This window comes from Isoptericola sp. MSGPD8_1_ISO-PGPR-S23-394, assembly GCF_058072785.1.
The window spans coordinates 836,204-858,288 of record NZ_CM176517.1 but is presented as its reverse complement, the minus strand read 5'-3'; the positions used below and the strand labels follow the sequence as shown (position 1 = coordinate 858,288).

General features: G+C 74.1%; 18 protein-coding genes and 1 tRNA gene. 10 read left to right on the top strand and 9 right to left on the bottom strand.

The window, feature by feature from the left end; translation table 11 throughout:
- Window positions 1–113: 113 nt before the first annotated feature.
- The 4 genes from AC3RJ8_RS03845 to AC3RJ8_RS03830 are packed head-to-tail and all read left to right on the top strand — an operon-like array spanning window position 114 to window position 6,812.
- Window positions 114–2,114, top strand: coding sequence for a glycosyltransferase (locus AC3RJ8_RS03845; RefSeq protein WP_489714620.1), 2,001 nt, complete (start codon window positions 114–116; stop codon window positions 2,112–2,114).
- A complete protein-coding gene (locus AC3RJ8_RS03840; RefSeq protein ID WP_489714619.1) occupies window positions 2,111–3,442 on the top strand; it encodes an O-antigen ligase family protein in 1,332 nt (443 codons plus the stop codon). The genes AC3RJ8_RS03845 and AC3RJ8_RS03840 overlap by 4 nt, the downstream gene beginning before the upstream one ends.
- Complete coding sequence (locus tag AC3RJ8_RS03835) at window positions 3,439–4,578, top strand: glycosyltransferase family 4 protein (RefSeq protein ID WP_489714618.1); 1,140 nt, start codon at window positions 3,439–3,441, stop codon at window positions 4,576–4,578. Before AC3RJ8_RS03840 ends, AC3RJ8_RS03835 begins: the two co-directional genes overlap by 4 nt.
- Window positions 4,575–6,812, top strand: coding sequence for a glycosyltransferase family 4 protein (locus AC3RJ8_RS03830; RefSeq protein ID WP_489714617.1), 2,238 nt, complete (start codon window positions 4,575–4,577; stop codon window positions 6,810–6,812). The genes AC3RJ8_RS03835 and AC3RJ8_RS03830 overlap by 4 nt, the downstream gene beginning before the upstream one ends.
- Here AC3RJ8_RS03830 and AC3RJ8_RS03825 read toward each other — a convergent pair.
- The 8 genes from AC3RJ8_RS03825 to AC3RJ8_RS03790 all read right to left on the bottom strand — a co-directional run bounded on the left by AC3RJ8_RS03825 (window position 6,772) and on the right by AC3RJ8_RS03790 (window position 15,438).
- The gene (locus tag AC3RJ8_RS03825; RefSeq protein WP_489714616.1) at window positions 6,772–7,977 is read right to left on the bottom strand and encodes a glycosyltransferase; all 1,206 of its coding nucleotides are present in this window, start codon (window positions 7,975–7,977) and stop codon (window positions 6,772–6,774) included. The two genes, AC3RJ8_RS03830 and AC3RJ8_RS03825, sit on opposite strands and share 41 nt — an antisense overlap.
- Window positions 7,974–9,701 (bottom strand): CpsD/CapB family tyrosine-protein kinase, encoded by a 1,728-nt coding sequence (locus AC3RJ8_RS03820; RefSeq protein ID WP_489714615.1) that lies wholly within the window; start codon window positions 9,699–9,701, stop codon window positions 7,974–7,976. Before AC3RJ8_RS03820 ends, AC3RJ8_RS03825 begins: the two co-directional genes overlap by 4 nt.
- 16 nt (window positions 9,702–9,717) lie before the next feature.
- Window positions 9,718–10,866, bottom strand: a complete 1,149-nt coding sequence (locus tag AC3RJ8_RS03815) for a glycosyltransferase (protein WP_489714614.1) — start codon at window positions 10,864–10,866, stop codon at window positions 9,718–9,720.
- A gap of 115 nt (window positions 10,867–10,981) precedes the next feature.
- Window positions 10,982–11,584 (bottom strand): aminoacyl-tRNA hydrolase, encoded by a 603-nt coding sequence (gene pth / locus AC3RJ8_RS03810; RefSeq protein WP_489714613.1) that lies wholly within the window; start codon window positions 11,582–11,584, stop codon window positions 10,982–10,984.
- 109 nt (window positions 11,585–11,693) lie between these two features.
- Window positions 11,694–12,296: a 50S ribosomal protein L25/general stress protein Ctc gene (locus tag AC3RJ8_RS03805; protein ID WP_489714612.1), complete on the bottom strand. Its 603-nt coding sequence runs from the start codon at window positions 12,294–12,296 to the stop codon at window positions 11,694–11,696.
- A gap of 329 nt (window positions 12,297–12,625) precedes the next feature.
- A complete protein-coding gene (locus AC3RJ8_RS03800; protein ID WP_407316530.1) occupies window positions 12,626–13,609 on the bottom strand; it encodes a ribose-phosphate diphosphokinase in 984 nt (327 codons plus the stop codon).
- A gap of 41 nt (window positions 13,610–13,650) precedes the next feature.
- Window positions 13,651–15,216, bottom strand: coding sequence for a bifunctional UDP-N-acetylglucosamine diphosphorylase/glucosamine-1-phosphate N-acetyltransferase GlmU (gene glmU, locus AC3RJ8_RS03795; RefSeq protein ID WP_489715569.1), 1,566 nt, complete (start codon window positions 15,214–15,216; stop codon window positions 13,651–13,653).
- Window positions 15,217–15,366: 150 nt separating this feature from the next.
- Window positions 15,367–15,438: transfer RNA gene (locus AC3RJ8_RS03790), tRNA-Gln, on the bottom strand.
- Window positions 15,439–15,678: 240 nt separating this feature from the next.
- Between AC3RJ8_RS03790 and AC3RJ8_RS03785 the strand changes: the two genes are divergently transcribed.
- The 4 genes from AC3RJ8_RS03785 (at window position 15,679) to AC3RJ8_RS03770 (ending at window position 19,196) form a co-directional block, all read left to right on the top strand.
- A complete protein-coding gene (locus AC3RJ8_RS03785; protein WP_489715568.1) occupies window positions 15,679–16,275 on the top strand; it encodes a TetR/AcrR family transcriptional regulator in 597 nt (198 codons plus the stop codon).
- A 146-nt stretch (window positions 16,276–16,421) separates the two neighbouring features.
- Window positions 16,422–17,321 carry a DUF559 domain-containing protein gene (locus tag AC3RJ8_RS03780; RefSeq protein WP_489714611.1) on the top strand — a complete coding sequence of 300 codons (900 nt, stop codon included), beginning with the start codon at window positions 16,422–16,424 and terminating at the stop codon, window positions 17,319–17,321.
- Between the two features lie 136 nt (window positions 17,322–17,457).
- The gene (locus AC3RJ8_RS03775; protein ID WP_489714610.1) at window positions 17,458–17,961 is read left to right on the top strand and encodes a MarR family winged helix-turn-helix transcriptional regulator; all 504 of its coding nucleotides are present in this window, start codon (window positions 17,458–17,460) and stop codon (window positions 17,959–17,961) included.
- Complete coding sequence (locus AC3RJ8_RS03770; RefSeq protein WP_489714609.1) at window positions 17,958–19,196, top strand: MFS transporter; 1,239 nt, start codon at window positions 17,958–17,960, stop codon at window positions 19,194–19,196. The genes AC3RJ8_RS03775 and AC3RJ8_RS03770 overlap by 4 nt, the downstream gene beginning before the upstream one ends.
- Before the next feature lie 7 nt (window positions 19,197–19,203).
- Here the strand turns inward: AC3RJ8_RS03770 and AC3RJ8_RS03765 are convergent, their stop codons facing one another.
- Window positions 19,204–20,097, bottom strand: a complete 894-nt coding sequence (locus AC3RJ8_RS03765) for a LysR family transcriptional regulator (RefSeq protein ID WP_489714608.1) — start codon at window positions 20,095–20,097, stop codon at window positions 19,204–19,206.
- A 103-nt stretch (window positions 20,098–20,200) separates the two neighbouring features.
- On the opposite strand from AC3RJ8_RS03765, the gene AC3RJ8_RS03760 reads away from it, so the two are divergent.
- Window positions 20,201–21,061, top strand: a complete 861-nt coding sequence (locus AC3RJ8_RS03760) for an aldo/keto reductase (protein ID WP_489714607.1) — start codon at window positions 20,201–20,203, stop codon at window positions 21,059–21,061.
- A 28-nt stretch (window positions 21,062–21,089) separates the two neighbouring features.
- Window positions 21,090–22,022 carry an aldo/keto reductase gene (locus AC3RJ8_RS03755; protein WP_489714606.1) on the top strand — a complete coding sequence of 311 codons (933 nt, stop codon included), beginning with the start codon at window positions 21,090–21,092 and terminating at the stop codon, window positions 22,020–22,022.
- Window positions 22,023–22,085 lie beyond the last annotated feature (63 nt).

Genomic DNA, 22,085 nt, shown 5'->3' with positions numbered 1-22,085 from the left:
GCCCCGGGCGGGTGAACCGTCGCCCTGCCGTGCGGGGTGAACTTCCGCCCGCGCCGGGTGATTACCCGGCCGCCAGGTTCCCCGGCCCGCAGGAGCGGGGGACGATCGTCGACATGAAGGTCCTCCGCGTCTCGCACAGCGCTGTCGTCGACGCGTGGCGCGAGCGCGAGCGCGAGCTGCGCGCGCGCGGGGTGGACGTCCGGCTGCTCACGGCCCGCGCCTGGGACGAGGGCGGCTCCCGCGTCCGGCTCGTCCCCCGGGCGGGCGAACCGGTACGGGGCGTACGGACCCTGGGCCGGCACCCCGCCCTCTTCGTCTACGACCCGTTCGCGCTGTGGCGCGCGCTGGGCCAGGACTGGGACCTCGTCGACGTCCACGAGGAGCCCTTCGCGCTCGCGACCGCGGAGGTGCTGGCGCTGCGCCGCCTCCGGGCGGTGCTGGGCCGCCCGGTGCCGCCCGTCGTGCTGTACTCGGCGCAGAACCTGCCCAAGCGCTACCCGTGGCCCTTCCGCTGGTTCGAGGCCCGCGCGCTGCGTGTCGCCGCGGGCGTCTCGGTCTGCAACGAGGAGGCGCGACGCCTCTGCACCGCCAAGGGCGCCACCGGCCGGGTCGAGACGATCCCCTTGGGCGTGGACCCGGCGCACTTCTCCCCCGCGCCGGTCCCGTCGCAGGACGGCGGACGCCCGTGGCGGGTGGGCTACGCCGGGCGCCTCGCCGACCACAAGGGCGTCGACGCCCTGCTCCGGGCCGTCGCGGGAGAACCTGACCTCCGGCTCGAGCTGGCCGGGGACGGACCGGCTCGCCGAAGGCTGGAGGACCAGGCCCGGACGGCGGGACTGGACGCCCGCTTCCACGGGGCGCTCGACGGCGACGCGCTCGTGGCGTTCTACCGGTCGCTCGACGTCCTCGCGGTGCCGTCGCGCGAGACCCCCGGCTGGGTCGAGCAGTTCGGCCGCGTGGCGGTCGAGGCCATGGCGTGCGGCGTGCCCGTGGTGGCCACCCGCACCGGGGCGCTGCCCGACGTCGTCGGCGGTGCCGGACTGCTCGTCCCCCCGGACGACGCCGCGGCCCTGCGGACCGCCCTGCGGCGGGTGCGCGACGAGCCCGGCCTCGCGGACCGCCTGCGCAGCGCCGGTGCTGAACGGTCCGCGGCGTGCTCGTGGCAGGAGGTCGCCCGCCGCTACCACGAGCTCTACCGGGCGGTCGCCCCGGCCGCGCCGGCGCTGGCCACCGTCGACCCGCCCGAGGTGGTGGTCGTCGCCTACGGCTCTCCCGAGCTGGTCCGCGACGCGCTCGCCCCGCTGGTCGGCCGGTACCCGCTCACCGTGGTGGACAACTCCTCCCTGGCGCGGATCCGAGAGATCACCGAGGAGGCCGGAGGGCTCTACCTCGACCCGGGCCGCAACGGCGGGTTCGCGGCGGGCGTCAACCACGCCCTCGCCCACCGCCAGGTCCCGGGCGCCGACGTGCTCCTGCTCAACCCGGACGCCGTCGTCGGGCCCGAGGACGTCGCCACCCTCCAGGAGGCGTTGCGCGCGCGGCCCCGGACCGCGAGCGTCGGCCCCGCGCAGGTCGACGAGGCCGGCACGCCCGCGCGGGTCGTCTGGCCCTACCCCTCCCCCGCGGCGGCATGGGTCGAGGCGCTCGGGCTCGGTGCGCTGCGGCGCACCCGGCCGTCACGGTCCTTCGTGATCGGGTCGGTCCTGCTGCTCCGGGGCGAGGCGCTCGCCCAGGTCGGCGGCTTCGACGAACGGTTCTTCCTCTACGCTGAGGAGACCGACTGGGCCTACCGTGCCCACCGGGCCGGATGGCGCCACGCCGTCGTCCCGGAGGCGCGGGCGGTCCACCTCGGCGGGGCGACCAGCAGCGACCCGTCGCGCCGGGACGCTCACTTCCACGCCTCCCAGGAGCACTACCTGCGCAAGCACCACGGCCGCGTGGGCTGGCACGTGGCACGGGTCGGCGGGGTCGTGGGGGCCGCACCGCGCGCGCTGCTGCTGGACGGAGAGCGCGGTGCCGCCGCTCGCCGTCGGCTGCACTCGTACCTGCGCGGACCGGCCCGCACCGAGCTGCCGTACCGCGAGGCGGTACCCCGAGCGGTCGGGACGCCGTGATCCGGCGCTCGGCCGCCTGGGTCGTCGGGGTCGTCGCGGTGACGGCTGCACTCGCCACCGTCGGTCTCCTCGTCCCGGGCCACGCGGTGTACGCGGCCGCCGCGGCCGCGCTCGTGCTCGCCGTCGGCCTGACGATCTACGAGCCCGTCGCGCTGCCGGTCCTCGCGATGCCCGCCCTCGTCGTGATCGAGCGTGTCGGTGGCGGCGGGTTCGACCTGTCGATCTCCGACGTCGCGCTCTTCGGCGCCTTCTGGCTGGCCCTGTTCCTGGCCCCTCGGCCCTTCTCTCGGCCGATGCGCTCGATGCTGTGGCTCTCGGCCGCCTACCAGGTCGCCACGCTGTTCACGGTGGTCGTCAACCCCTACCAGGCCAACACCGTCGAGTGGTTCCACGCCTGGCTGTCCGTCGGCGGCGCTCTCGTCGTCGGGTGGGCCGTCGGACGAGCCGGACGGGCACGGCTCGGCCTGACCCTGTTCCTCGGGGCGTGCCTCGGCATCTCCGCGCTGACCCTGCTGGTCGCGGCGCGGCAGCTCGTCACCGGAGTGACCGGTCCGGTCTACCTCGAGTGGCCCTACCCCATGCACAAGAACCTCATCGGTGCGGTGGTGGCCTTCGCCGCGCTCGTGGCCTACGCCCGGCCGTGGTGGGTGGGCTGGCCGCGCTGGTTCGCACAGTCGGCCTTCTGGCTGTGCTCGCTGGCGGTGCTGGCGTCCCAGGCCCGGCAGGCGCTGGTCGGCCTGGCCGTCGGGGTCATCCTCATCACGCTGCGGGCGGACCCGGACCGCAAACGCTCCAAGCTCGTCCTGCTCGCCGCGGTCCCCGCGATCTACTTCGTGTGGGGCGCCGTCCAGGAGCAGCTGGCCGAGGACAACGAGTTCAACTCCGCCAACCAACGGCTCGCCTGGTACCAGGACGCCATCGAGGTCTGGCAGAGCAGCCCGTGGTTCGGTGTGGGCCTGCGCTGGTGGACGGCCGACCGCACCGACTTCGTCTTCCAGCCTCCCAACGCCGAGCTGGAGATGCTCTCCTCCGCCGGGGTCGTGGGTCTCGCAGGGTTCCTGACGCTGTTCCTCGGCGCTCTGGTCGTGCTGTGGCGGATCGACCCGCGGTTCGGCACGCTCGCGCTCTCGATCCTGCTCATGCGGCTGATCCAGGGGCAGTTCGACCTGTTCTGGACCGCCGTCGTGGTCTCCGTGCCGTTCGCCGTCATCGGCATCTGTCTGGGCGCGGAGGACTACGCCCGCGTCCGGCACGAGGCGCGCGTACGGACGGGCTCGGCGATGCCCGGGGACGACCTGCGATCCGTGCAGGAGATGGCGGCCCGATGAAGATCCTCCAGATCGCCCCGACCATCGGCCCCGGCACGGGCGTCGGCGCCGTCGCGCACCACCTGGAGCAGGAGTGGCTCGCGGCGGGGATCGACGTCGACCGGTTCACGCTGGACGACGCGCGCGGTGGCTGGCTCCCGCGGCCCGGCCCGGGCGTGCGCGGGCGGCTGGGCCTGCTGTGCCGGGTGGTGTGGTTCTCGACGGTCGGGTCGGTGCTCGCGCGGCGGAGGCTCGCCCGTGAGCCCGGCACGGTGGGCGTGTGCCACAACGACGCCCTCGCCGGAGCCGTCTACGTCAACCACGGGATCCTGCGCGTGGCCATGGCCGCGCGGGGCGGCTACGCGTGGCGGATGCTGCGCAACCCCGTGCACCTGTTCACCTCCGTGCGGGACACGTGGCGCTACCGGAGCGGGACCCATCGCGCCGTCGTGAACCTCACGCCGGCGGAGCGCGACGCGCTGCACAGCACCTACCCCCGGGTGCGGCCGCGCACCTCCGTCATCGGCAACGGCGTCGACGTCGAGAGGTTCCGCCCACCGACGGCCGCCGAACGAGAGCTCGCCCGCGCCGCGATCCCCGACGGCGCGACGAACGTCGTGTTCGTCGGCCACGAGTTCGACCGCAAGGGCCTCCCGCTGGTCCTCGAGGCAGCGGTCGAGCTGCCCGGCGTCCACGTCACCGTCGTCGGAGGCACCTCCACGATGCTCGACGCCCTGCGGCGCGACGTCGCCCGACTCGGGATCGCCGACCGGGTGCACGTCGCGGGCCAGGTCCAGGACTCCCGGCCGTTCCTGCACGGCGCCGACGTCCTCGCCCTGCCCAGCGCCTACGAGGCGAACGCCCTCGTGGTGCTCGAGGCGCTCTCGTGCGGCGTCCCGGTCGTGGCGACCCCCGTGGGCTACGCACCACAGGTGGTTCGTGACGGCGTCGACGGGTATCTCGTCGATCGCACCGTCGAGGACGTGCGGCGAGGCCTCGCGCAGGTCGTGCGGGCGAGCCCGCGCGAACGGGAGACGCTCGCACGTGCCGCGCGCCAGGAGGCCGAGACGCACACCTGGGACCGGGTGGCCGGGCAGTACCTGGACCTGTTGCGCTCGATCGCCGGGGACGTCGACCAGAGGGCGGCACACCGATGAGGATCGTCCACGCCGTCCGGTCCGACGGCTTCGCCGGGGTCGAGCGGCACGTGGCCCGGCTCGCCGCCGCCCAGGCCGCGGCCGGGCACGACGTGCGCGTCGTCGGGGGCGCCACCGACCGGATGCGCGCGGCCGTCGGCGACCGGTCGGTCGGGCTGGCGCCGGCCACGTCGACGGCCGCCGTCGTCCGGGCGCTGCGCGCCGCCTCCGACGCCGACCTGGTCCACACCCACATGACCGCCGCCGAGGTCGCGGCCGCCCTCGCCTCCCGGACGCTGCCGCCGGGCCGGTTCCCGCCGGTGGTGACCACCCGTCACTTCGGTCGGGCCCGCGGGTCCGGGACCCTCGGAGGCCTGGTGGCGCGGTTCGCCCGCAGCGTGGTCCAGGCACAGCTCTCGATCAGCGAGTACGTCGCGGACCGGGTCGACGGGACCAGCACCGTGGTCCCGCCCGGGATCTGCGCGCGGCCCGACGGACCCCGGGCGGCGGGACGGCGTCGGGTGGTGCTCATGGCCCAGCGTCTCGAACCGGAGAAGCGCACCGACGTCGGGATCGAGGCGTTCGCGGCCTCCGGGCTCGGGGCCGACGGGTGGCACCTCGTGGTGGCGGGCGACGGCTCGCGCCGGCCCGCGCTCGAGCAGCAGACCCGTCGGCTCGGTCTCGACGGCTCGGTGACGTTCCTCGGGGAGCGTGGGGACGTCGACGCGCTGATGTCGCGGGCCGCCCTGTTCCTCGCCCCCTGTCCCGTCGAAGGGCTCGGTCTGAGCGTCCTCGAGGCGATGTCGCAGGGGCTTCCCGTCGTCGCGGCCGGAGCCGGTGGCCACCTAGAGCTCCTGGACGGCCTGGACCCGCTCGCGTGCTTCCCGCCGCACGACGCCGACATCGCCGGCAAGCACCTGGCCGAGCTCGCCGCCGACCCGGAGCACCGCGACGCCTACGGGACCGCCGCCAGGGAACGTCAGCGGCGGCACTTCACCCCGGAGGCGCAACAGACGGCCACCGACGCCGTGTACCGCAGGGTGCTCGCCGGGTCGGCAGCGACACACCGCGGGCGCCGGCCCCGACCTGCCGCCGGTGACGAGCTCGTGATCGCGTCGCTCGAGGACTGGGACCTCGTGCGCCGCCGCAACCAGCACCTCGTCACCGAGCTGTTGGCGACGCACCCGGACCTGCGGATCCTCTTCGTCGAGCCCCCCGCCGACCCTCTGCACCAGATCAGCAGGCGGTCCCGGCCCCGCGCGGGCCGTGGGCTGCACCGTCCGCCCGCCGGCGAACCGGGCGCGGGCCGGCTGTGGCTGTACCAGCCGACCAAGCTGCTGCCCCGGCGCATCGACCCGCGCGCCGACGAGCGCCTGGCACGCGGCGTCCGGCGTGCCGCTCGCTCCCTCGGGTTCGTCACACCGGTGCTCTGGGTGAACGACCCGGCAGCCGCCACGCTGGTCCGGACCAGCGGGTGGCCGGCCCTCTACGACGTCACCGACGACTGGACCCGGGCGGCGCGGACCACGGCCGAGAGGACGCGGCTCGACGCGGACGAGGAGCTCCTGCTGGACCGGTGCGCCGCCGTCACGGTGTGCTCGCCCGACCTCGTGCGCACCAAGGGCGGACGGCGGCGCGCGCTCGGTCGCGACGACGCCGTCCTCGTGACCAACGGCGTCGACGTCGACAGGTACCGGCGGCCCGTCCCACGCCCCGACGACATGCCACCGGGCACCGTGGCCCTCTACCTCGGGACGGTGCACCCCGACCGGTTCGACGTCCCGCTCCTGCTCCGGACGGCCCGGGACGTCGCCGGGGAGGCGACGGTCGTCGTCGTCGGCCCGGTCGTGGACGTCCCGCCCGACGAACGCGCGTCGCTGCGCGACGCAGGGGTGGCCCTGCTCGGCGCCCGCCCCTGGACCGCCGTACCGGCGTACCTCCAGCACGCCGACGTCCTGCTGGTGCCGCACCTGGTCAACGGCTTCACGTCGAGCCTCGACCCGCTCAAGCTCTACGAGTACCAGGCCGTCCGGAGACCGGTCGTCGCGACACCGGTCGCCGGGTTCGACGACAGCGCGGACCCGCTGGTGACGAGCGTCGACGCCGGCGGCTTCCCTGCCGCCGTCCGGGCCGCGCTGCGGGGGGCCGGACCTGCCGCCGGCGGTGCGGACGACCTCCCCACCTGGCGCACCCAGGCGGCCCGGATGGCCGAGGTCATCGCCGCCGTGCGGCAGCCCGGCGCCACACGGCGGTGACGACGGCGGCGGTCCGCTCCACGGTGAACCGATCCTCCGCCACCGTGCGCGCCCTGCGTGCCCGCTCCCTCGAGGCGTCGGGGTCGTCCAGCACGGCCAGGACCCCGGCGGCCAGGGCGTCGACGTCACCCGGGGCGACGAGGACCCCGAGGTCGCCGTCCGGGTGCGACAGGATCTCCGTCACGCCTCCGGCGCGCGTCGCGACGACCGGGACCTCACGCACCATCGCCTCCACGACCACCTGCCCGAACGGCTCCGGGACCGGGGAGGCGTGGACGCAGACGTCGAACCGGTCGAGCTCGGGTCCCGGGTCGGGGACGTGCCCGGTCCACACGACGTGCGCCCCGACGCCGAGGCGTTCGGCCTCGGTCCGGACCTGGCGGGCATGCTCCCCGCCGCCGAAGAGCGCCCCGCCCACGATCCGCACCGTCGCCCGCGGGTACCTCGCCAGGACGGCGGGCAGCGCACCGACGAGCTCGAGCTGCCCCTTGGTCGGGCTGACCCGGCCGACGATCCCCACGACGGGTGCGTCCCCGACGGGTGCGTCCCCCGGGGCCTCCCGCGGCGCGCGGTCCGCCCTCTGGTCGGCGGCGAAGCCCGGGTAGGCGACGGTGGCGCGTCGGGGCAGGGTGCTGGCGGTGGCCCGCGAGTTCGCGATCAGCGCCCGCGGGGCGCGGGCGAGCGTGCGGACGAGACGGACCAACGGTCGAGGCAGGTAGTCGGCGGCGATCCGGTCGTGGACGTACCAGACGACGGGACGACCGGCAGCGACCGCCGCGACGGTCCCGAGCAGGTCGGCCTTCAACGAGGTGGTGTGCACCACGTCGGGGCGCAGGCGACGCAGCAGGCGCACGAGCCGGGCGACGAACAGCAGGGTACCGAGGGTGCCGCGCCACCCGAGGCCGCCTCGCAGAGCCTCACGGCGCCCGAGACCCGCCACCCCGGGCTCCAGCTCCAGGACGTCGACCGGCACGCCCACGTCGGTGAGGGCGGCGCGCAGGGGACCGTCGGCGAACAGCACGGCACGGACGCTGACCTCCGGACCGATCGCCGCGCAGAGCCGGACCAGGGCGAGCTCGGCACCTCCGGGGTCCGCCGTGTGGTCCAGCACCAGCACACGCAGGGTCTCCGGCGGCGGACGCCGGGTCGCCCGGTCGGGGATCACGTGGCCGGCGGACGACGCCCGTCCACGGGTTCGGGCACACGGACCTCCGCACCGGCGGCGGGGCTGTCGGCCGACGGCTCAGGGGCGCTGCTCGGGTCCGCCTCCGGCGACCCGGGCACGGCGTCCCACAGCGGCACCCGGTTCGACGAGCGCGCCGGAGGACCTGACGCCGGCTCGGCGGCCGCGCTCCCCGGGTCCGGTACCGCGGCGGGCTCCGAGCGCCGGCCGAACGAGCGCACCCGGCGCGGGGCGCCGTCGTCCTCGCCGTACGTCGAGGCGTAGAGCATCCGGCGGTCGCTCTTGACGCCCTCGAGGGCGATCCCTGCGAGCCGGACGTTCGTCGTCCGGAGCCGTTCCGCGGCCTCGCGAAGCACCGTGGAGTCCGTCCGGCCCGCCGACGCGAGGAGCACCACACCGTCGGCATAGCGACCGAGGATCGTCGCGTCCGCGGCCGCCAGCACGGGCGGGGCGTCGATCACGACGACGTCCGCCCGTCGACGCAGGTCGTCGATCAACGCCGTGGCCCGGGCGGTCGCGAGGAAGTCAGCGGGATCCATCGCGTCCTCGGTGATCGTCAGGACACCGAGGTTCGGCACGCGGGTCCCCCGCACGCCCTTCCGTCCGCCGTGCCAGCCGTCCGGGTACGGCAGCATGCGGTCGAGCTGCGGCCGCCTGAGGTCGGCGGAGACGGCGATGGTCCGCCGGCCGCTCAGCGCGAACGACGCCGCCAGGTTCGCGGTGATGAAGGACCGCGGAGCGTGCGGGTCCGCCGCCGTGACCGCGATGACGACCGAGTCGACGGCATCGAGGGAGACCTGCACGGACGTCCGTAGCTCACGGATGGACTCGGTGAACGGGGTGGCGACCTTGCTCGAGACGGGCAGCACCTGCGTGCTCCCGAAGTCCCGGCGTGCGTCCCGGACGGAGTAGAGCTCCGCGAGCACCGGGGAGTCGGCGAGGCGCGCGGCCTCGGCGGTCGAGCGGACCCGGAAGTCGAGCCCACGGCGGGCGAAGGCCAGCCCGATCCCCGCGAGGAGGCCCACCAGGACGGCGACCGCTCCGACGACCGCGGGAGACGTGCCCAGCTCGGTCGCGCTGTCCGCCGGGATGCTGACCTCGGCCGGCTCGGTGATCGATCCCAACGTGTTGAACCGCTCGGTGAGCGTCGTGTACTCGCCCACGATGGTGTCCTGCTCGGCGAGGGCGAGCGGGTCCTCCGGCTTGCGCTCGATCCGCCCGGTCACCCCGTCGAGCTGCTCGGCGAGCACCTCTCGGCGTCCGTCGAGAGCGGCGAGCTGCTCCTCCTGGAGCACCGGGACGTGAGCGGCGTACGCCTCGGCGACGGCGTTCGCGAGGGCCACGGAGCGGGCAGGGTCCGTCGTCTCCACGCTGACCGTGACGATCGAGGCGTCCTCGTCGTCTCCCTCGACCGTCACGAGCGCCGCCAGCTGGGCCGCGGACACCTCGCCCGACGTCTCGGCCGCTGCCTCCATCACCGGCGCGGCCAGCACGTCGTCGGCCGAGGTGTCGACCGTGACGCGGACGACCTCGTCGCTGCCGCCCTGCGCGGTCTGCACCCCGAGGACGCGCACCTCGGCGGTGGCGCTGTACGTCGTCTCCTGACGGTCGAGATAGACCAGCGCGGCCGCACCGACCACCACGACAGCCGCCAGCACCAGGTACTTGGCGGTCCACACCGTGCGCAGGAACTCTCTGATGGTCATGAGACGTCCTCTCCCGTCACCGGCCCGCACCGGCCGTCGTGCGTTGTTCGGCGACGACGGCCTGGAGCCGTTCCGCGAAGCGCGTGGCCGAGAACCGGTCCACGTGCTCGACGATGCGCGCCTCGTCCCAGCGTGACGACGCCGCGAGCTCGATCGCGGCGGCGACGAGGTCGGCACGCGGGGCGTCGAAGAACACGCCGTTGACCCCTGCGACGACGGTGTCCAGGTATCCCCCGTCGCGCAGGACGACGCTCGGGCGGCCGAACGCTCCCGCCTCGAGCGGGGAGAGCCCGTAGTCCTCGTACGAGGCGGCCACCAGCAAGCACGCGCGGCGGTAGAGCCAGCGCAACGTGGCGTCGTCGACCCGGCCGAGCAGGTGCACCCGACCCCTCGATCTCCCGCTCCGCGCGGCCAGCGCCTCGAGCCGGGCCCGGTCGGGACCGGAGCCCACCACCACGAGCTCTCGGCCGGTGGCCTGCGCGGCCCCGACGACGACGTCGACGTTCTTGTAGGGCAGCAACCGTGCCACGCAGAGCAGGAACCCCGGGGCGAGAGCGGCCACCTCGCGCTCGGGCCCGGTCGGCAGCATCGCCGGTGGCGGCGGCAGGACCTCGGCGTCGATGCCGTACACGTCCCGGACGGCGCGCCGCGTGACCGTCGAGTTCACCAGGTAGGCGTCGGCCCGGTCCGCGGCCGCGGCGTCCCAGCGTCGCAGTCCGGGTGAGACGGCGCCCAGGCCAGTGGCGACGACGGCGCGCCGCACCCGGCGCGACGGGCCCCCGCCGACAGGACCGAGGTACCGGTCGCGCTGGTAGAGCCAGCGGGCCGGGGCGTGGCAGTAGACGACGGTCCGCTGCGCACCCCGGTAGCCGTGCGCCCAGCCCGTGGACGAGGCGACGAGGACGTCGGCGTCGACCCGCTGTCCGTCGACGGCGCGAGCGAGCAGGGGCAGCGCGAGCCGGTGGTTCCGGCGCAGCACCCCCACCCGGTCGAGGCGGGAGGTGCGCAGGTCGAGCCCGGCGAACTCCGGGAACGTCCCGTCCGGGTCGTGCAGCGTGGTGTACAGGGGCGAACCGGGGAACGCCTCCGCGAGCAGCAGCGCCACCCTCTCCGCGCCGCCGCGCTGCGTCGCGTAGTCGTGCGCGAGCGCGACACCTGTCGTCATGTGCCCTCCCTCGCGGACCGACCACCAGCGTAGGCAGGTGACGGTCGCCCGAGGCCGCCGTCGGCGGGTGAATCAGGGCAGGACGGGCGGGTGAAACTGGCGCCCACGGCACCCGTCAGGCGCGCGCGTGGTATTTCCCCTGCGCGGCCAGGAGCCCCTCGGTGACGACCATCTCGACGGCGTCGGCGGCGTCGTCGACCAGCATCGGCAGGTCCTTGCGCTCCGTCGCCGAGAAGTCGCGCAGCACGTGGTCCGCCGTGTCCATCCGGCCCGGGGGGCGCCCGACGCCGACCCTGACCCGGGTGTAGTCGCGCGTCCCCAACGCCTTGGAGATGTCGCGCAGGCCGTTGTGCCCGCCCTCTCCCCCGCCCGCCTTGAGCTTGACGGTGTCGAACGGGATGTCCACCTCGTCGTGAACCGCCAGCACGTGGTCGGCGTCGATCCCGTAGTACCGGGCCAGCGCCGAGACGGGTCCGCCGGAGGTGTTCATGTAGGTGGTCGGCTTGGCCAGGACCACGCGCGGTCCGGGGGCCCCGCCGGCCAGCGTCCCGAGGCGCGCCTCGGCGACCACGGCCTGCGCCCGGGGGTGCTTCGCGAACCGGCTGCCGGTCCGCCCGGCCAGCAGGTCGAGCACCATCTGACCCACGTTGTGCCGGTTGCCGGCGTACTTCGGTCCGGGGTTGCCGAGCCCGACGACGAGCCAGGGCGTGTCCGACATGCTCTCCATCCTTCCGCCGGGTGCACTGTAGCCCCGGCAAGCAGAACGCCCGACGGCGGCGCGGGGCCGCCGTCGGGCGTTCGGGTGCTGCTGCCTCGTCAGACGAGGGTCACTCGGGGGACGAGCCGCTCTCCGGGGAGGCGGACGCGGCCGACTCCTCGTCCGCGGACTCCTCGCCGCGCGGCTCGGTGATCGTCACGACGGTGTAGGAGGCGTCCGTGAGGAGCTCGACGCCCTCCGGGAGCTCGACGTCGCCCGCGACGATGTGGTCGCCGGCCTCGCGGCCCTCGATGGAGACCTCGACGTACTCCGGGATGTTGGTGGCGTCGGCCTCGACGGAGAGCGTCTGCTCCTCGACCAGGTGGATCGAGCCCGGGGCGGACTCGCCCACGACGTGCACCGTGATGTCGACGGCGATCTTCTCGCCCTTGTTCACCAGGAGCAGGTCGACGTGCTCGATGTCGGCGCGCACGGGGTGACGCTGGACGTCCTTGACGACCGCCAGGTAGCCCTCGCCGTCGACGTCGAGGCCGATCAGCGCGTTGGTGTGGCGGACGGCGAGCATCGTCTCGTGGCCCGGCAGGTTGATGTGCAGCGGGTCGGCGCCGTGGCCGTAGAGGACGGCGGGGATCTTGCCGGCGCGGCGGGCGCGGCGGGCGGCCCCCTTGCCGAACTCGGTGCGGGCCTCGGCGGCGAGCTTGATCTCGGCCATGTGGATCACTCCTGCTAAAGGTCTGTGCGTGCCGACGACCAGAGGGAGCCATCGGCTGTCCGCGATGGGGAACCGGCGCGGACGGGCGGCTGCGTCGGCGTGGGACACGTGACGGACGCGATCGTGAGCGCCGCACGGTCGGCGCGGGTGCGCGCTCTACCGGCAGCCGCCCAGTCGATCACGGAAATCCGACGGATCCAGCTCTGCGGGCGATTCTTGCGAAAAGCCGGCGCCCGTCAGACGTCCCTCGCCGAGGCAACCTGACTACTGTACCCGGAGGGGCGGGACGGAGGGAAGTCGGCGAGGGACGCGGCCCTGTCGTGCTCGTCTCAGCTGTTGCCGTCGAACAGCGAGGTGACCGACCCGTCGTCGAAGACCTCGCGGATCGCCCGCCCGATGAGCGGCGCGATCGACAGCACGGTCAGCCGGTCGAACCTCTTCTCGGCCGAGATCGGCAGGGTGTTGGTGACCACGACCTCCGAGGCGCCGCACTCGCTGAGCCGCTGCCCCGCTGGGTCGGAGAGCACACCGTGCGTCGCCGCGACCACGACGGACTTCGCCCCGGCGTCCATGATGACCTTGACCGCCTCGGCGATCGTGCCACCGGTGTCGATGAGGTCGTCGACCAGCACGCACTCGCGCCCCTCGACGTCGCCGACGACGCGGTTGGCGACGGCCTGGTTGGGCCGGGTGACGTCGCGGGTCTTGTGGACGAAGGCCAGCGGCCCGCCGCCCAGCTTCTCGGCCCACTGCTCGGCGACGCGGATGCGGCCGGCGTCTGGGGACACCACCGTCACGTTGGAGGTGTCGACGCGGGTGCGCACGTACTCGGTGAGCAGCGGCATCGCCCACAGGTGGTCGACCGGCCCGTTGAAGAACCCCTGGATCTGCGCGGTGTGGAGGTCGACGCTCATGATCCGGTCCGCACCCGCGGTGCGCAGCAGGTCGGCGACGAGCCGCGCCGAGATCGGCTCGCGCCCCCGCGACTTCTTGTCCTGGCGGGCGTACCCGTAGAACGGCGTCACGGCGGTCACCGTGCGCGCCGACGCGCGCTTCGCGGCGTCGACCATGAGCAGGTGCTCCATCAACCACTGGTTGACCGGAGCGGTGTGGCTCTGCAGCAGGAAGATGTCCGCGCCACGCACCGACTCGCCGAAGCGCACGTACGTCTCGCTGTTCGCGAAGTCGTACGCCGACACCGGCAGCAGGCCGATGCCGAGCTCGTCGGCGACGGCTTCAGCCAGCTCGGGGTGTGCCCTGCCCGCCGCGAGGACGAGGTTGCGCTCTCCGGTACCGGGGATCGAGGTGTTCATGTGGGGGTTGCTTCCTTCGGTGCGAGGCTCGGGGCGGGCGATCAGGCGGACTCGGAGGACTCCGGGGTCCCGGCGTCGTCGGGGGACGTCGGGGTGGCCCCGGTGAGGGCATTGTGCTCGGCCAGCTCGCGCTGCGCCTGCGCGCCGAGCCCGTCGGTGCCAGCCTCGGCGCGCGCCCGGACGGCGGCCTCCGCGGCGGCGGTCCCCGGACGGCGGCGCTCGACCCAGCCGTCGACGTTCTTCTGCTGGGAGCGGCTGACACCGAGCGCCCCGGACGGCACGTCGCGCGTGATGACGCTGCCGGCGGCCGTGTACGCGCCGTCGCCCACCGTCACCGGGGCGACGAACATGTTGTCCGCGCCCGTGCGGGCGTGGGAGCCGATCACGGTGCGGTGCTTGTGCACGCCGTCGTAGTTGACCGTGACCGACGCGGCGCCGATGTTGCTCTGCTCGCCGATGGTCGTGTCCCCGACGTACGACAGGTGCGGGATCTTCGAGCCCTCGCCGATCTCGCTGTTCTTCGTCTCGACGAACGTGCCGATCTTGCCGCGGGCCCCGAGCACCGTGTTCGGGCGCAGGTAGGCGAACGGCCCGACGCTCGCGCCGGCCCCGATCACGGCGAGCGAGCCGTGGGTCCGCACCACGGTCGCGTCCGGGCCGACCTCGACGTCGGTCAGCGTGGTGTCCGGGCCGATGGTGGCGCCGGCCTCGACGCGGGTGGCCCCGTGCAGCTGCGTGCCGGGCAGCAGGGTGACGTCCTGGGCGAGCTCGACGTCGGCGTCGACCCACGTGGTGCCCGGGTCGACCACGGTCACGCCGGCCCGCATCCAGTCCGCGAGGATGCGGCGGTTCAGCTCGGCACCGAGGGTCGCCAGCGCGAGGCGGTCGTTGACGCCCTCGACGAGCATGGGGTCGTCGCTGAGCAGCGCACGCACGGCGCCGCCCTCGGCCCGGGCCGAGGCGATGACGTCGGTCAGGTACACCTCGCCCTGCGCGTTGTCGTCGCCGAGACTGCCGAGACCGCGGCGCAGCACCGCGGCGTCGAACACGTAGACCGAGGAGTTGATCTCGCGGATCTCGCGCTGCTCGGCCGTGGCGTCGGCGTGCTCGACGATGGCCACGACGTCGCCCGTGCCCTGCTCGCGCACGATCCGGCCGTAGCCGGTGGCGTCGTCGAGCTCGGTGGTCAGGACCGTCACGGCGTTGCCGTCGGCGTGGTGGGCGGCCAGCAGCTCGCCGAGCGCGGCGCCGTCGAGCAGCGGGATGTCCCCGGCGAGGACCACGACGGAGCCCTCCAGCCCGTCGCCGAGCGAGCTCTCGGCGTCGCCGCCCGCGTCCGCGAGCCGGGCGGCCGCCGCGGCGTGCGCCCGGGCGTCGAGCGCGTCGAGCGCGCACTGCACGGCGCGCCCCGTGCCGGGGATCTCGTCCTGGTCCACGACCACGGCCGCCTCGTCGAGCTCGTGCGCCGCGGCGGCGACCTGCTCCCGCTCGTGGCGGACGACGACGGCGAGGTGCGCCGGGTCGAGCTCGCGCGCGGCGGTCATCGCGTGCCCGAGCATCGAGCGACCGCCGAGGGCGTGCAGCACCTTCGGCGTCGCGGACCTCATGCGGGTGCCCTGCCCGGCCGCGAGGACGACGACGGCGGCCGGTCGCGGCAGGTCGTCCGGTACGGGCGTCGGACCGCGAGCTGCGTCCTGGTTGACCTGGGGGGCCGTGGGAACCACCGGTGCTCCGTCTCTGTCGGGGTGTCGCGAGCGCTCCGCCCCCAGGGCTCGAACCTGGACCAAGGGCACCAAAAACCCGTGTGCTGCCGATTACACCAAGGCGGATCGGTGCGCCACGGCGGCCCGGGATGCTCCCCGCAGCACGCGGTACTGCCCACCTGCTGCGCACCGCCGTCACGCGTCCGTGCCCCAGTCTGCCAGGTCGCCCGGGGTGCCCCGCGCACATCCGGGCGAACCGGACGAGGGGCCGGCGTGGCGCGGACCACACGGTGGGCGGCCCGGAGCAGGCATGATGGACTCATGCCTGCCGACTCCCGCGCGTCCAAGCGTGTCCCGCGTGCCCGGATGACCGCGAGCCAGCGCCGGGAGCAGCTCCTCGCGGTGAGCCGCGGTCTGTTCGCCGCGAAGGGGTTCGAGGGCACCAGCGTCGAGGAGATCGCCGCCACCGCGGAGGTCTCCAAGCCCGTGGTCTACGAGCACTTCGGCGGCAAGGAGGGCATCTACGCCGTCATCGTCGACCGCGAGGTGCAGGCGCTGACCTCCGCGCTGACGGGCGCCCTGGCCGAGGGCGGGCACCCCAAGCTCATGGTGGAGCGCACCGCGCTGGCGCTGCTCGGCTACATCGAGACGTCCGAGGACGGGTTCCGCATCCTGGTGCGCGACTCTCCCGTGGCGCAGGCGACCGGCACGTTCTCCTCGCTGATCGGCGACGTCGCCGCGCAGGTCGAGCACATCCTCGCGGACCAGTTCAAGGGCAACGGGCTGGACCCGAAGATCGCGCCGCTGTACGCGCAGATGCTCGTGGGGATGGTGGCGCTGACCGGTCAGTACTGGCTGGACGCCCGCCGCCCCAAGAAGGCCGACGTCGCCGCGCACCTGGTGAACCTGGCCTGGAACGGTCTGGCAGGCATGGAGCGCAAGCCCGGCCTCATCGACAGCTGACCCCCCTCGCTGTGGGTGCACGACGCGCCGTCTGACCGGTCGCCGCCGCGGCGTGTCGTGCACCCACAGGCGACGGGTGGCAAGGTTGTCCACAGATGCTGGATCGGCGCTCCCGCCACACCGGCACCCCCGGGCACCGTGTGCCCGTGCCTCGCCCACCGCTCGACCCACGCCTCCCCCTCGACCGACCGTTCCGGGTGTCCGACGCCGTCCGTCACGGCGTCCCGCGCCACCGGCTCCGCTCCTCGCAGCTGGCGACCCCGTTCCGCGGGGTCCGGTCGGCCGCGGCGCCGCAGACCCTGGCCGAGACCTGCCGCGCCCTCGCCGAACGCCTCGGCCCCGACGTGGCGTTCTCGCACACGACGGCGCTCGACCTGCTCGGCGTCGAACGACCCTGGACCCTGGAGCACGACGACGCCGTCCATGTGGTCACCGCCCGGCAGGAGGACCGGCCCCGGTACGACGGCGTGGTCGCGCACCGCTCACGGCAGCCGTGCCTGGAGGTCGTCGAGCACGAGGGACTGCTCGTGACGACGGCAGCCCAGACGTTCGTGCACGTCGGCGTCGGACTGCGCCGCCCCGACGACGTCGTCGTCCTCGGTGACGCGATGATGCGCCGGGAGCGTTCGTTGACCACCGTCGCAGGCCTGACCGACCTCGCCGAGAGGACCCGAAAGGTCAAAGGCATCGCCCAGGTGCGCGAGCAGATCCCGCGGATGCGGCCGGGCACCGACTCCAGCCCGGAGACCGTGACGCGGCTCGGCCTGGTGACCGGCGGTCTGCCGTGCCCGCTGGTGAACGAGGTCGTCACCGACCCTGAGGGCCGCTACGTCAAGCGCGTCGACCTGGTCTACCGCGCCGAGCGGATCATCATCGAGTACGACGGCGACCAGCACCGCACCGACCGGGCTCAGTGGCGTGAGGACGTCCGCGCCCGACGACGGCTGGAAGAGCTCGGCTGGGTGGTGGTCGTCGTCGTCGGCGACGACCTGCGCGATCTCGGTCGCGTCGTCGAGCGTGTCCGTGTCGCCTTGCGTCGCCGCTAGCACGCCTCCCCTCGCCGCTGTGGGTGGACGACGCGCCGTCGGCCAGCACGTCGCGACGGCGAGTCGTGCACCCACAGCGTGCCGGCGGGATGCGTCAAGAGTCTTGACGTCGAGAGACCCGCGTTACCCTGGGCGGATGGACAGCACGCAGCGGGGGGACGAGGTCGACCGGATCGTCGACGCGTGGCAGCGGGAGCGACCCGACCTGGACGTCGAGCCGCTCACCGTCTTCTCCCGCATCAGCCGCCTGGCGCGCCATCTCGACCGCGCCCGCCGCGGCGCCTTCGCCGGCCACGACCTCGAGACCTGGGAGTTCGACGTCCTGTCCGCGCTGCGCCGCTCGGGCGCCCCCTACCGGCTCTCCCCCGGCACGCTCGTGGCCCAGACCCTCGTCACGAGCGGCACCATGACCAACCGGATCGACCGGCTCGAACGCCGCGGCCTCGTCGAGAGGCACCGCTCACCGGACGACCGTCGCGGGGTGCTCGTGCAGCTCACGGCGTCCGGTCGCCGCCGTGTCGATGCCGCGATGAGCGACCTGCTCGACGTCGAGGCCCGCGTGCTGGACGCCCTGCCGATCACCGAACGCCCCCGCCTGGCCGGTCTTCTGCGCGCCCTCGGTGCGCAGTTCGACGAGTGAGCGCCACGAACAGGGGTCACGAGGACGACGACGGCGCCCGACCGGGTCCGGCCCTGGCCGCCGGCGCGGGCGGCCTGGCACTGGCCGCGCTGCTGCTCGTGGCGGTCAACCTGCGCGCGCCGCTGACTGCGCTCGCCCCCGTCGCCGACGACGTTGCCGCCGGCCTGGGGCTGACACCCGCCGGGGTCGGCCTGCTGACCTCGATCCCCGTCCTGACCTTCGCCCTGTGCACTCCCGGGGCGGCCGTCCTCGTCGGACGCTGGGGTCCCGAACGGGCGATCGCGCTCGGGCTGCTGGCGATCGTCGGCGGCACCCTGCTGCGGTCGAGCGGGTCGGTCGACACCGCCCTGGTCGGGACCGCGGTGCTCGGCGCGGGCATCACCGTCGGCAACGTCGCCGTGCCCGTGGTGATCACCCGTGACTTCCGTCGGCGGGCCGCCGGGGTGACCGGCGCCTACACCGCCACGATGAACGCCGGTTCCACGGTGACCACGCTCTGCACCGTGCCCCTGGCCGTGGCCTTCGGGTGGCAGTGGGCGTTGGCCGGCTGGGCCGTCCTGGCGGTCGTCGCGCTGGCCGCGTGGGTCCCCGCCGGACGTTCGCTCGCGCGCCGCCACGCCGGTGAGCCCACGCCACGGCCCGGTGACCCTGGAGCGGCAGGACCGGTGGCCGTGCAGCGCGGCCTGGCGGTGCTGCTCATGATCGCGTTCGCCGGGCAGACCTCCGGGTACTACGCGATGTCCACGTGGTTGCCGACGATCCTGGCGGACCGGATCGGGTTCGAGGCGGCGGCCGCGGGCGGCGCTGCCGCACCGTTCCAGCTCGCGGCAGTCGCCGGGGCGTTCCTCGTGCCGCTCGGCCTCGCCGGACGGTTGTCCGAACGCACGGTCGCCAGCGTGCTGTGCGCCTTCTGGCTCACCCTCCCGGCAGCCCTGGTGCTCGCCCCGCAGGCCTGGTGGGTCGGCGTCTGCCTGGCCGGGGCGGCCCAGGGCGGCATCTTCACGGTGATCTTCACGCTGATCGCCCGGCGGTCGCCGTCGGTGGCCGCGGCCCGCCGGACCTCCGCCGTCGTGCAGACCGGCGGGTACGCCTGCGGTGCCGCCGTGCCGACCGTGCTCGGCGCCGTGCACGAGTCGAGCGGCGGGTGGACCGCACCGCTGCTGGTGGTCGTCGGCCTGCTCGTCGCGATGACGGCGGCCCTGTGGGTAGCGGCGCGTCCGACCTCCGTCCGCTGAGGAGTGCTCAGCCGCGGGCGACCTCGAGATTCGCCTCGCCCAGCAGGTCGAGGAGCCGACCGGCGGTCGGCTCGGCCCCGGCGGACGAGACCGCGGAGACCACCCACTCGGGGCGCCCCTCGGCAGGCAGCTCCAGCACGGCCAGCCCGGCAGCCTGAGACTTGCCCGCGACGTGCTGCGGCACGACGGCGATCCCGAGCCCGCGCTGCACGAAGTCCAGCAGGGTGTGGACGTCGTCCACGCTCATCCGGACCCGCCGGTCGAGGTGCCGGTCGGTGAACGCACCGTCGACGAGGTGCCGGATTCCCCACGGCTCGCGGAAGTCGACGAAGTCGCGGCTCGCGAGATCCTCCCACGAGACCTCCGTGGAGCCCGCGAGCACGTCGGTGGGGTGGGCGAGCACCACGACGGGGCGCCGGCCCAGCTCGAGGCGCCGCAGGGTGCCCAGGTGCTCCGTCGTCGCGACGAACGCGATGTCGAGGTCGCCCGCGCGCAGCTGGGCGGCGAGCTCGTGCGAGCCGGCCTGCGCGAACTGGATGTCGACGAGCGGGTAGCGGAGCTGGAAACGTTCCAGCAGCGGACCGACATCGACCACGCCGAGGCACTGCTCGGATCCCACACGGAGGCGCCCGGAGAGCTGCTGGCTCGCCCGGACGACGGCGTCCCGGCCGGCGGAAGCCTGCGCCAGCATCCGGCGGGCGAACGGCACGAGCGCACGTCCGGCGTCGGTGAGGCTCACCTGGCGCGTCGTGCGCAGGAAGAGCGGCGCGCCGAGCTCGTTCTCCAGGGACCGGATCGCGGCGGACAGCCCCGACTGGCTCACGCCGCACAGGGCGGCCGCCCGGGTGAAGTGGCCTTCGTCGGCCACCGCGACCACGTACTCCATCTGCCGCAGCTCCATCGATCACTCCTGGTTCTGAATCTCATGACTCTCAGTCGTTGGACTTCTCATCATCCTCGTCCCTATCGTCGAGCGCACACCACCGTCGTCACGAGGGAGAACCGTGGAGATCCGCACCATCGGAAACCGCAGCGTCAGCGCGATCGGTCTCGGCGGCATGCCGATGTCCATCGAGGGACGCCCCGACGAGGCACGCTCCGTCGCCACCGTCCACGCCGCGCTCGACGCCGGCGTCACGCTGATCGACACCGCCGACGCCTACCACCGCGACGCCGCCGAGGTGGGCCACAACGAGGAGCTGATCGCCCGCGCCCTGCGGGCCTGGGGCGGTGACGCCTCCGAGGTGCTGGTCGCGACGAAGGGCGGTCACCTCCGCCCCGGCGACGGCACCTGGACCCAGGACGGCCGCCCCGAGTACCTCAAGCAGGCCGCCAAGGCCTCCGCACAGCGCCTCGGGGTCGAGGCGATCGGTCTCTACCAGTTCCACCGGCCCGACCCGTCGGTGCCCTACGCCGAGTCCGTCGGCGCCCTGGCCGAGCTGCTCGACGAGGGCGTCATCCAGCAGGCCGGCATCTCCAACGCGAACGTCGACCAGATCGACGAGGCCCGTCAGGTCCTCGGCGGCCGGCTCGCCTCGGTGCAGAACCAGTTCTCCCCCCGGTTCCGCTCCAGCATGGACGAGCTGCGGCACTGCGCCGAGATCGGCGTCGCCTTCCTGCCCTGGTCCCCGCTCGGCGGTATCGCCCAGGCCGCCGAGCTGGGCTCCGCGCACGCCGCGTTCGGCCGCGTCGCCGAGCACCACGGGGTGAGCCCCCAGCAGGTCACGCTCGCCTGGGAGCTCGCGCTCGCCCCCGTCGTCGTGCCCATCCCGGGTGCGTCGCGTCCTGCGAGCATCGCGGACTCGGCCCGCGCCGTAGAGCTCGAGCTCACCGCCGACGAGCTCGCCGAGCTCTCGGCCTCCTGACCGCCGGAAGACCGAGGAGAAACACCCCATGAAGACCGTCCCCCTGGGCACCACGGGACGCCAGGTCCCCAACGTCGTCCTCGGCCTCATGCGCATCGCGCAGATGGACGACGACGCCGTCCGCGAGCTCGTGCGCACCGCCCGCGACGCCGGCATCGACTTCATCGACCACGCCGACGTGTACGGCGCGGAGCTGCACGGCTGCGAGCGCCGGTTCGCCGAGGCCATGCAGCTCACGCCGTCGCAGCGCGCGGAGCTGACCATCCAGTCGAAGGCCGGGATCGTGCCTGACGGCCCGTACTTCGACTACTCGTACGACCACCTGGTGGAGTCGGTCGAGGGGTCGCTGCGGGCGCTCGAGACGGACTACCTGGACGTGCTGCTGCTGCACCGCCCCGACGCGCTGGTGGAGCCCGACGAGGTGGCCCGGGCGTTCGACCACCTGGAGTCGTCCGGCAAGGTGCGCGCCTTCGGCGTCTCCAACCACACGCCGGGCCAGATCGAGCTGCTGAAGAAGTCGGTGCGTCAGCCGCTCGTGGCCAACCAGCTCCAGCTGTCGATCACGCACGCGCCGATGGTCGCGCAGGGCGTGGCGGCCAACATGGCGGGTCTGGACCAGTCGACGGTCCGCGACGGCGGCATCCTCGACTACTGCCGCCTGCACGACATCACCGTGCAGGCCTGGTCGCCGTTCCAGGCCGGGTTCTTCACCGGCGTGTTCCTCGGCCACGAGGACTACCCGGAGCTGAACGCCGTCATCGACCGGTTGGCCGCGACGTACGACGTGCCCGCCATCGCGATCGCGACGGCCTGGATCACGCGCCACCCTGCCGGCATGCAGGTGGTGCTCGGCACGACGACGCCGGAGCGCGTCGCGGGTGCGGCGCAGGGATCGGACGTCCCGCTGACCCGTGCCGAGTGGTACGAGCTGTTCCGCGCGGCCGGCTACACCGTGCCGTGACCGGGGACGACGGTGCTTAGGCGCCGTCTCCACCGCTGTGGGTGCACGACACGCCGCTGGCCT

Bases quoted from the DNA above. Each gene is read 5' to 3' on its own strand.
- AC3RJ8_RS03845 (WP_489714620.1), top strand. From the start codon at position 114: ATGAAGGTCCTCCGCGTCTCGCACAGCGCTGTCGTCGACGCGTGGCGC.
- AC3RJ8_RS03765 (WP_489714608.1), bottom strand. From the start codon at position 20,097: ATGGAGCTGCGGCAGATGGAGTACGTGGTCGCGGTGGCCGACGAAGGC.
- AC3RJ8_RS03805 (WP_489714612.1), bottom strand. From the start codon at position 12,296: ATGGCCGAGATCAAGCTCGCCGCCGAGGCCCGCACCGAGTTCGGCAAG.
- AC3RJ8_RS03755 (WP_489714606.1), top strand. From the start codon at position 21,090: ATGAAGACCGTCCCCCTGGGCACCACGGGACGCCAGGTCCCCAACGTC.
- AC3RJ8_RS03820 (WP_489714615.1), bottom strand. From the start codon at position 9,701: ATGACCATCAGAGAGTTCCTGCGCACGGTGTGGACCGCCAAGTACCTG.
- pth (WP_489714613.1), bottom strand. From the start codon at position 11,584: ATGTCGGACACGCCCTGGCTCGTCGTCGGGCTCGGCAACCCCGGACCG.
- AC3RJ8_RS03815 (WP_489714614.1), bottom strand. From the start codon at position 10,866: ATGACGACAGGTGTCGCGCTCGCGCACGACTACGCGACGCAGCGCGGC.
- AC3RJ8_RS03800 (WP_407316530.1), bottom strand. From the start codon at position 13,609: ATGAACACCTCGATCCCCGGTACCGGAGAGCGCAACCTCGTCCTCGCG.
- glmU (WP_489715569.1), bottom strand. From the start codon at position 15,216: ATGAGGTCCGCGACGCCGAAGGTGCTGCACGCCCTCGGCGGTCGCTCG.
- AC3RJ8_RS03785 (WP_489715568.1), top strand. From the start codon at position 15,679: ATGACCGCGAGCCAGCGCCGGGAGCAGCTCCTCGCGGTGAGCCGCGGT.
- AC3RJ8_RS03835 (WP_489714618.1), top strand. From the start codon at position 3,439: ATGAAGATCCTCCAGATCGCCCCGACCATCGGCCCCGGCACGGGCGTC.
- AC3RJ8_RS03830 (WP_489714617.1), top strand. From the start codon at position 4,575: ATGAGGATCGTCCACGCCGTCCGGTCCGACGGCTTCGCCGGGGTCGAG.
- AC3RJ8_RS03775 (WP_489714610.1), top strand. From the start codon at position 17,458: ATGGACAGCACGCAGCGGGGGGACGAGGTCGACCGGATCGTCGACGCG.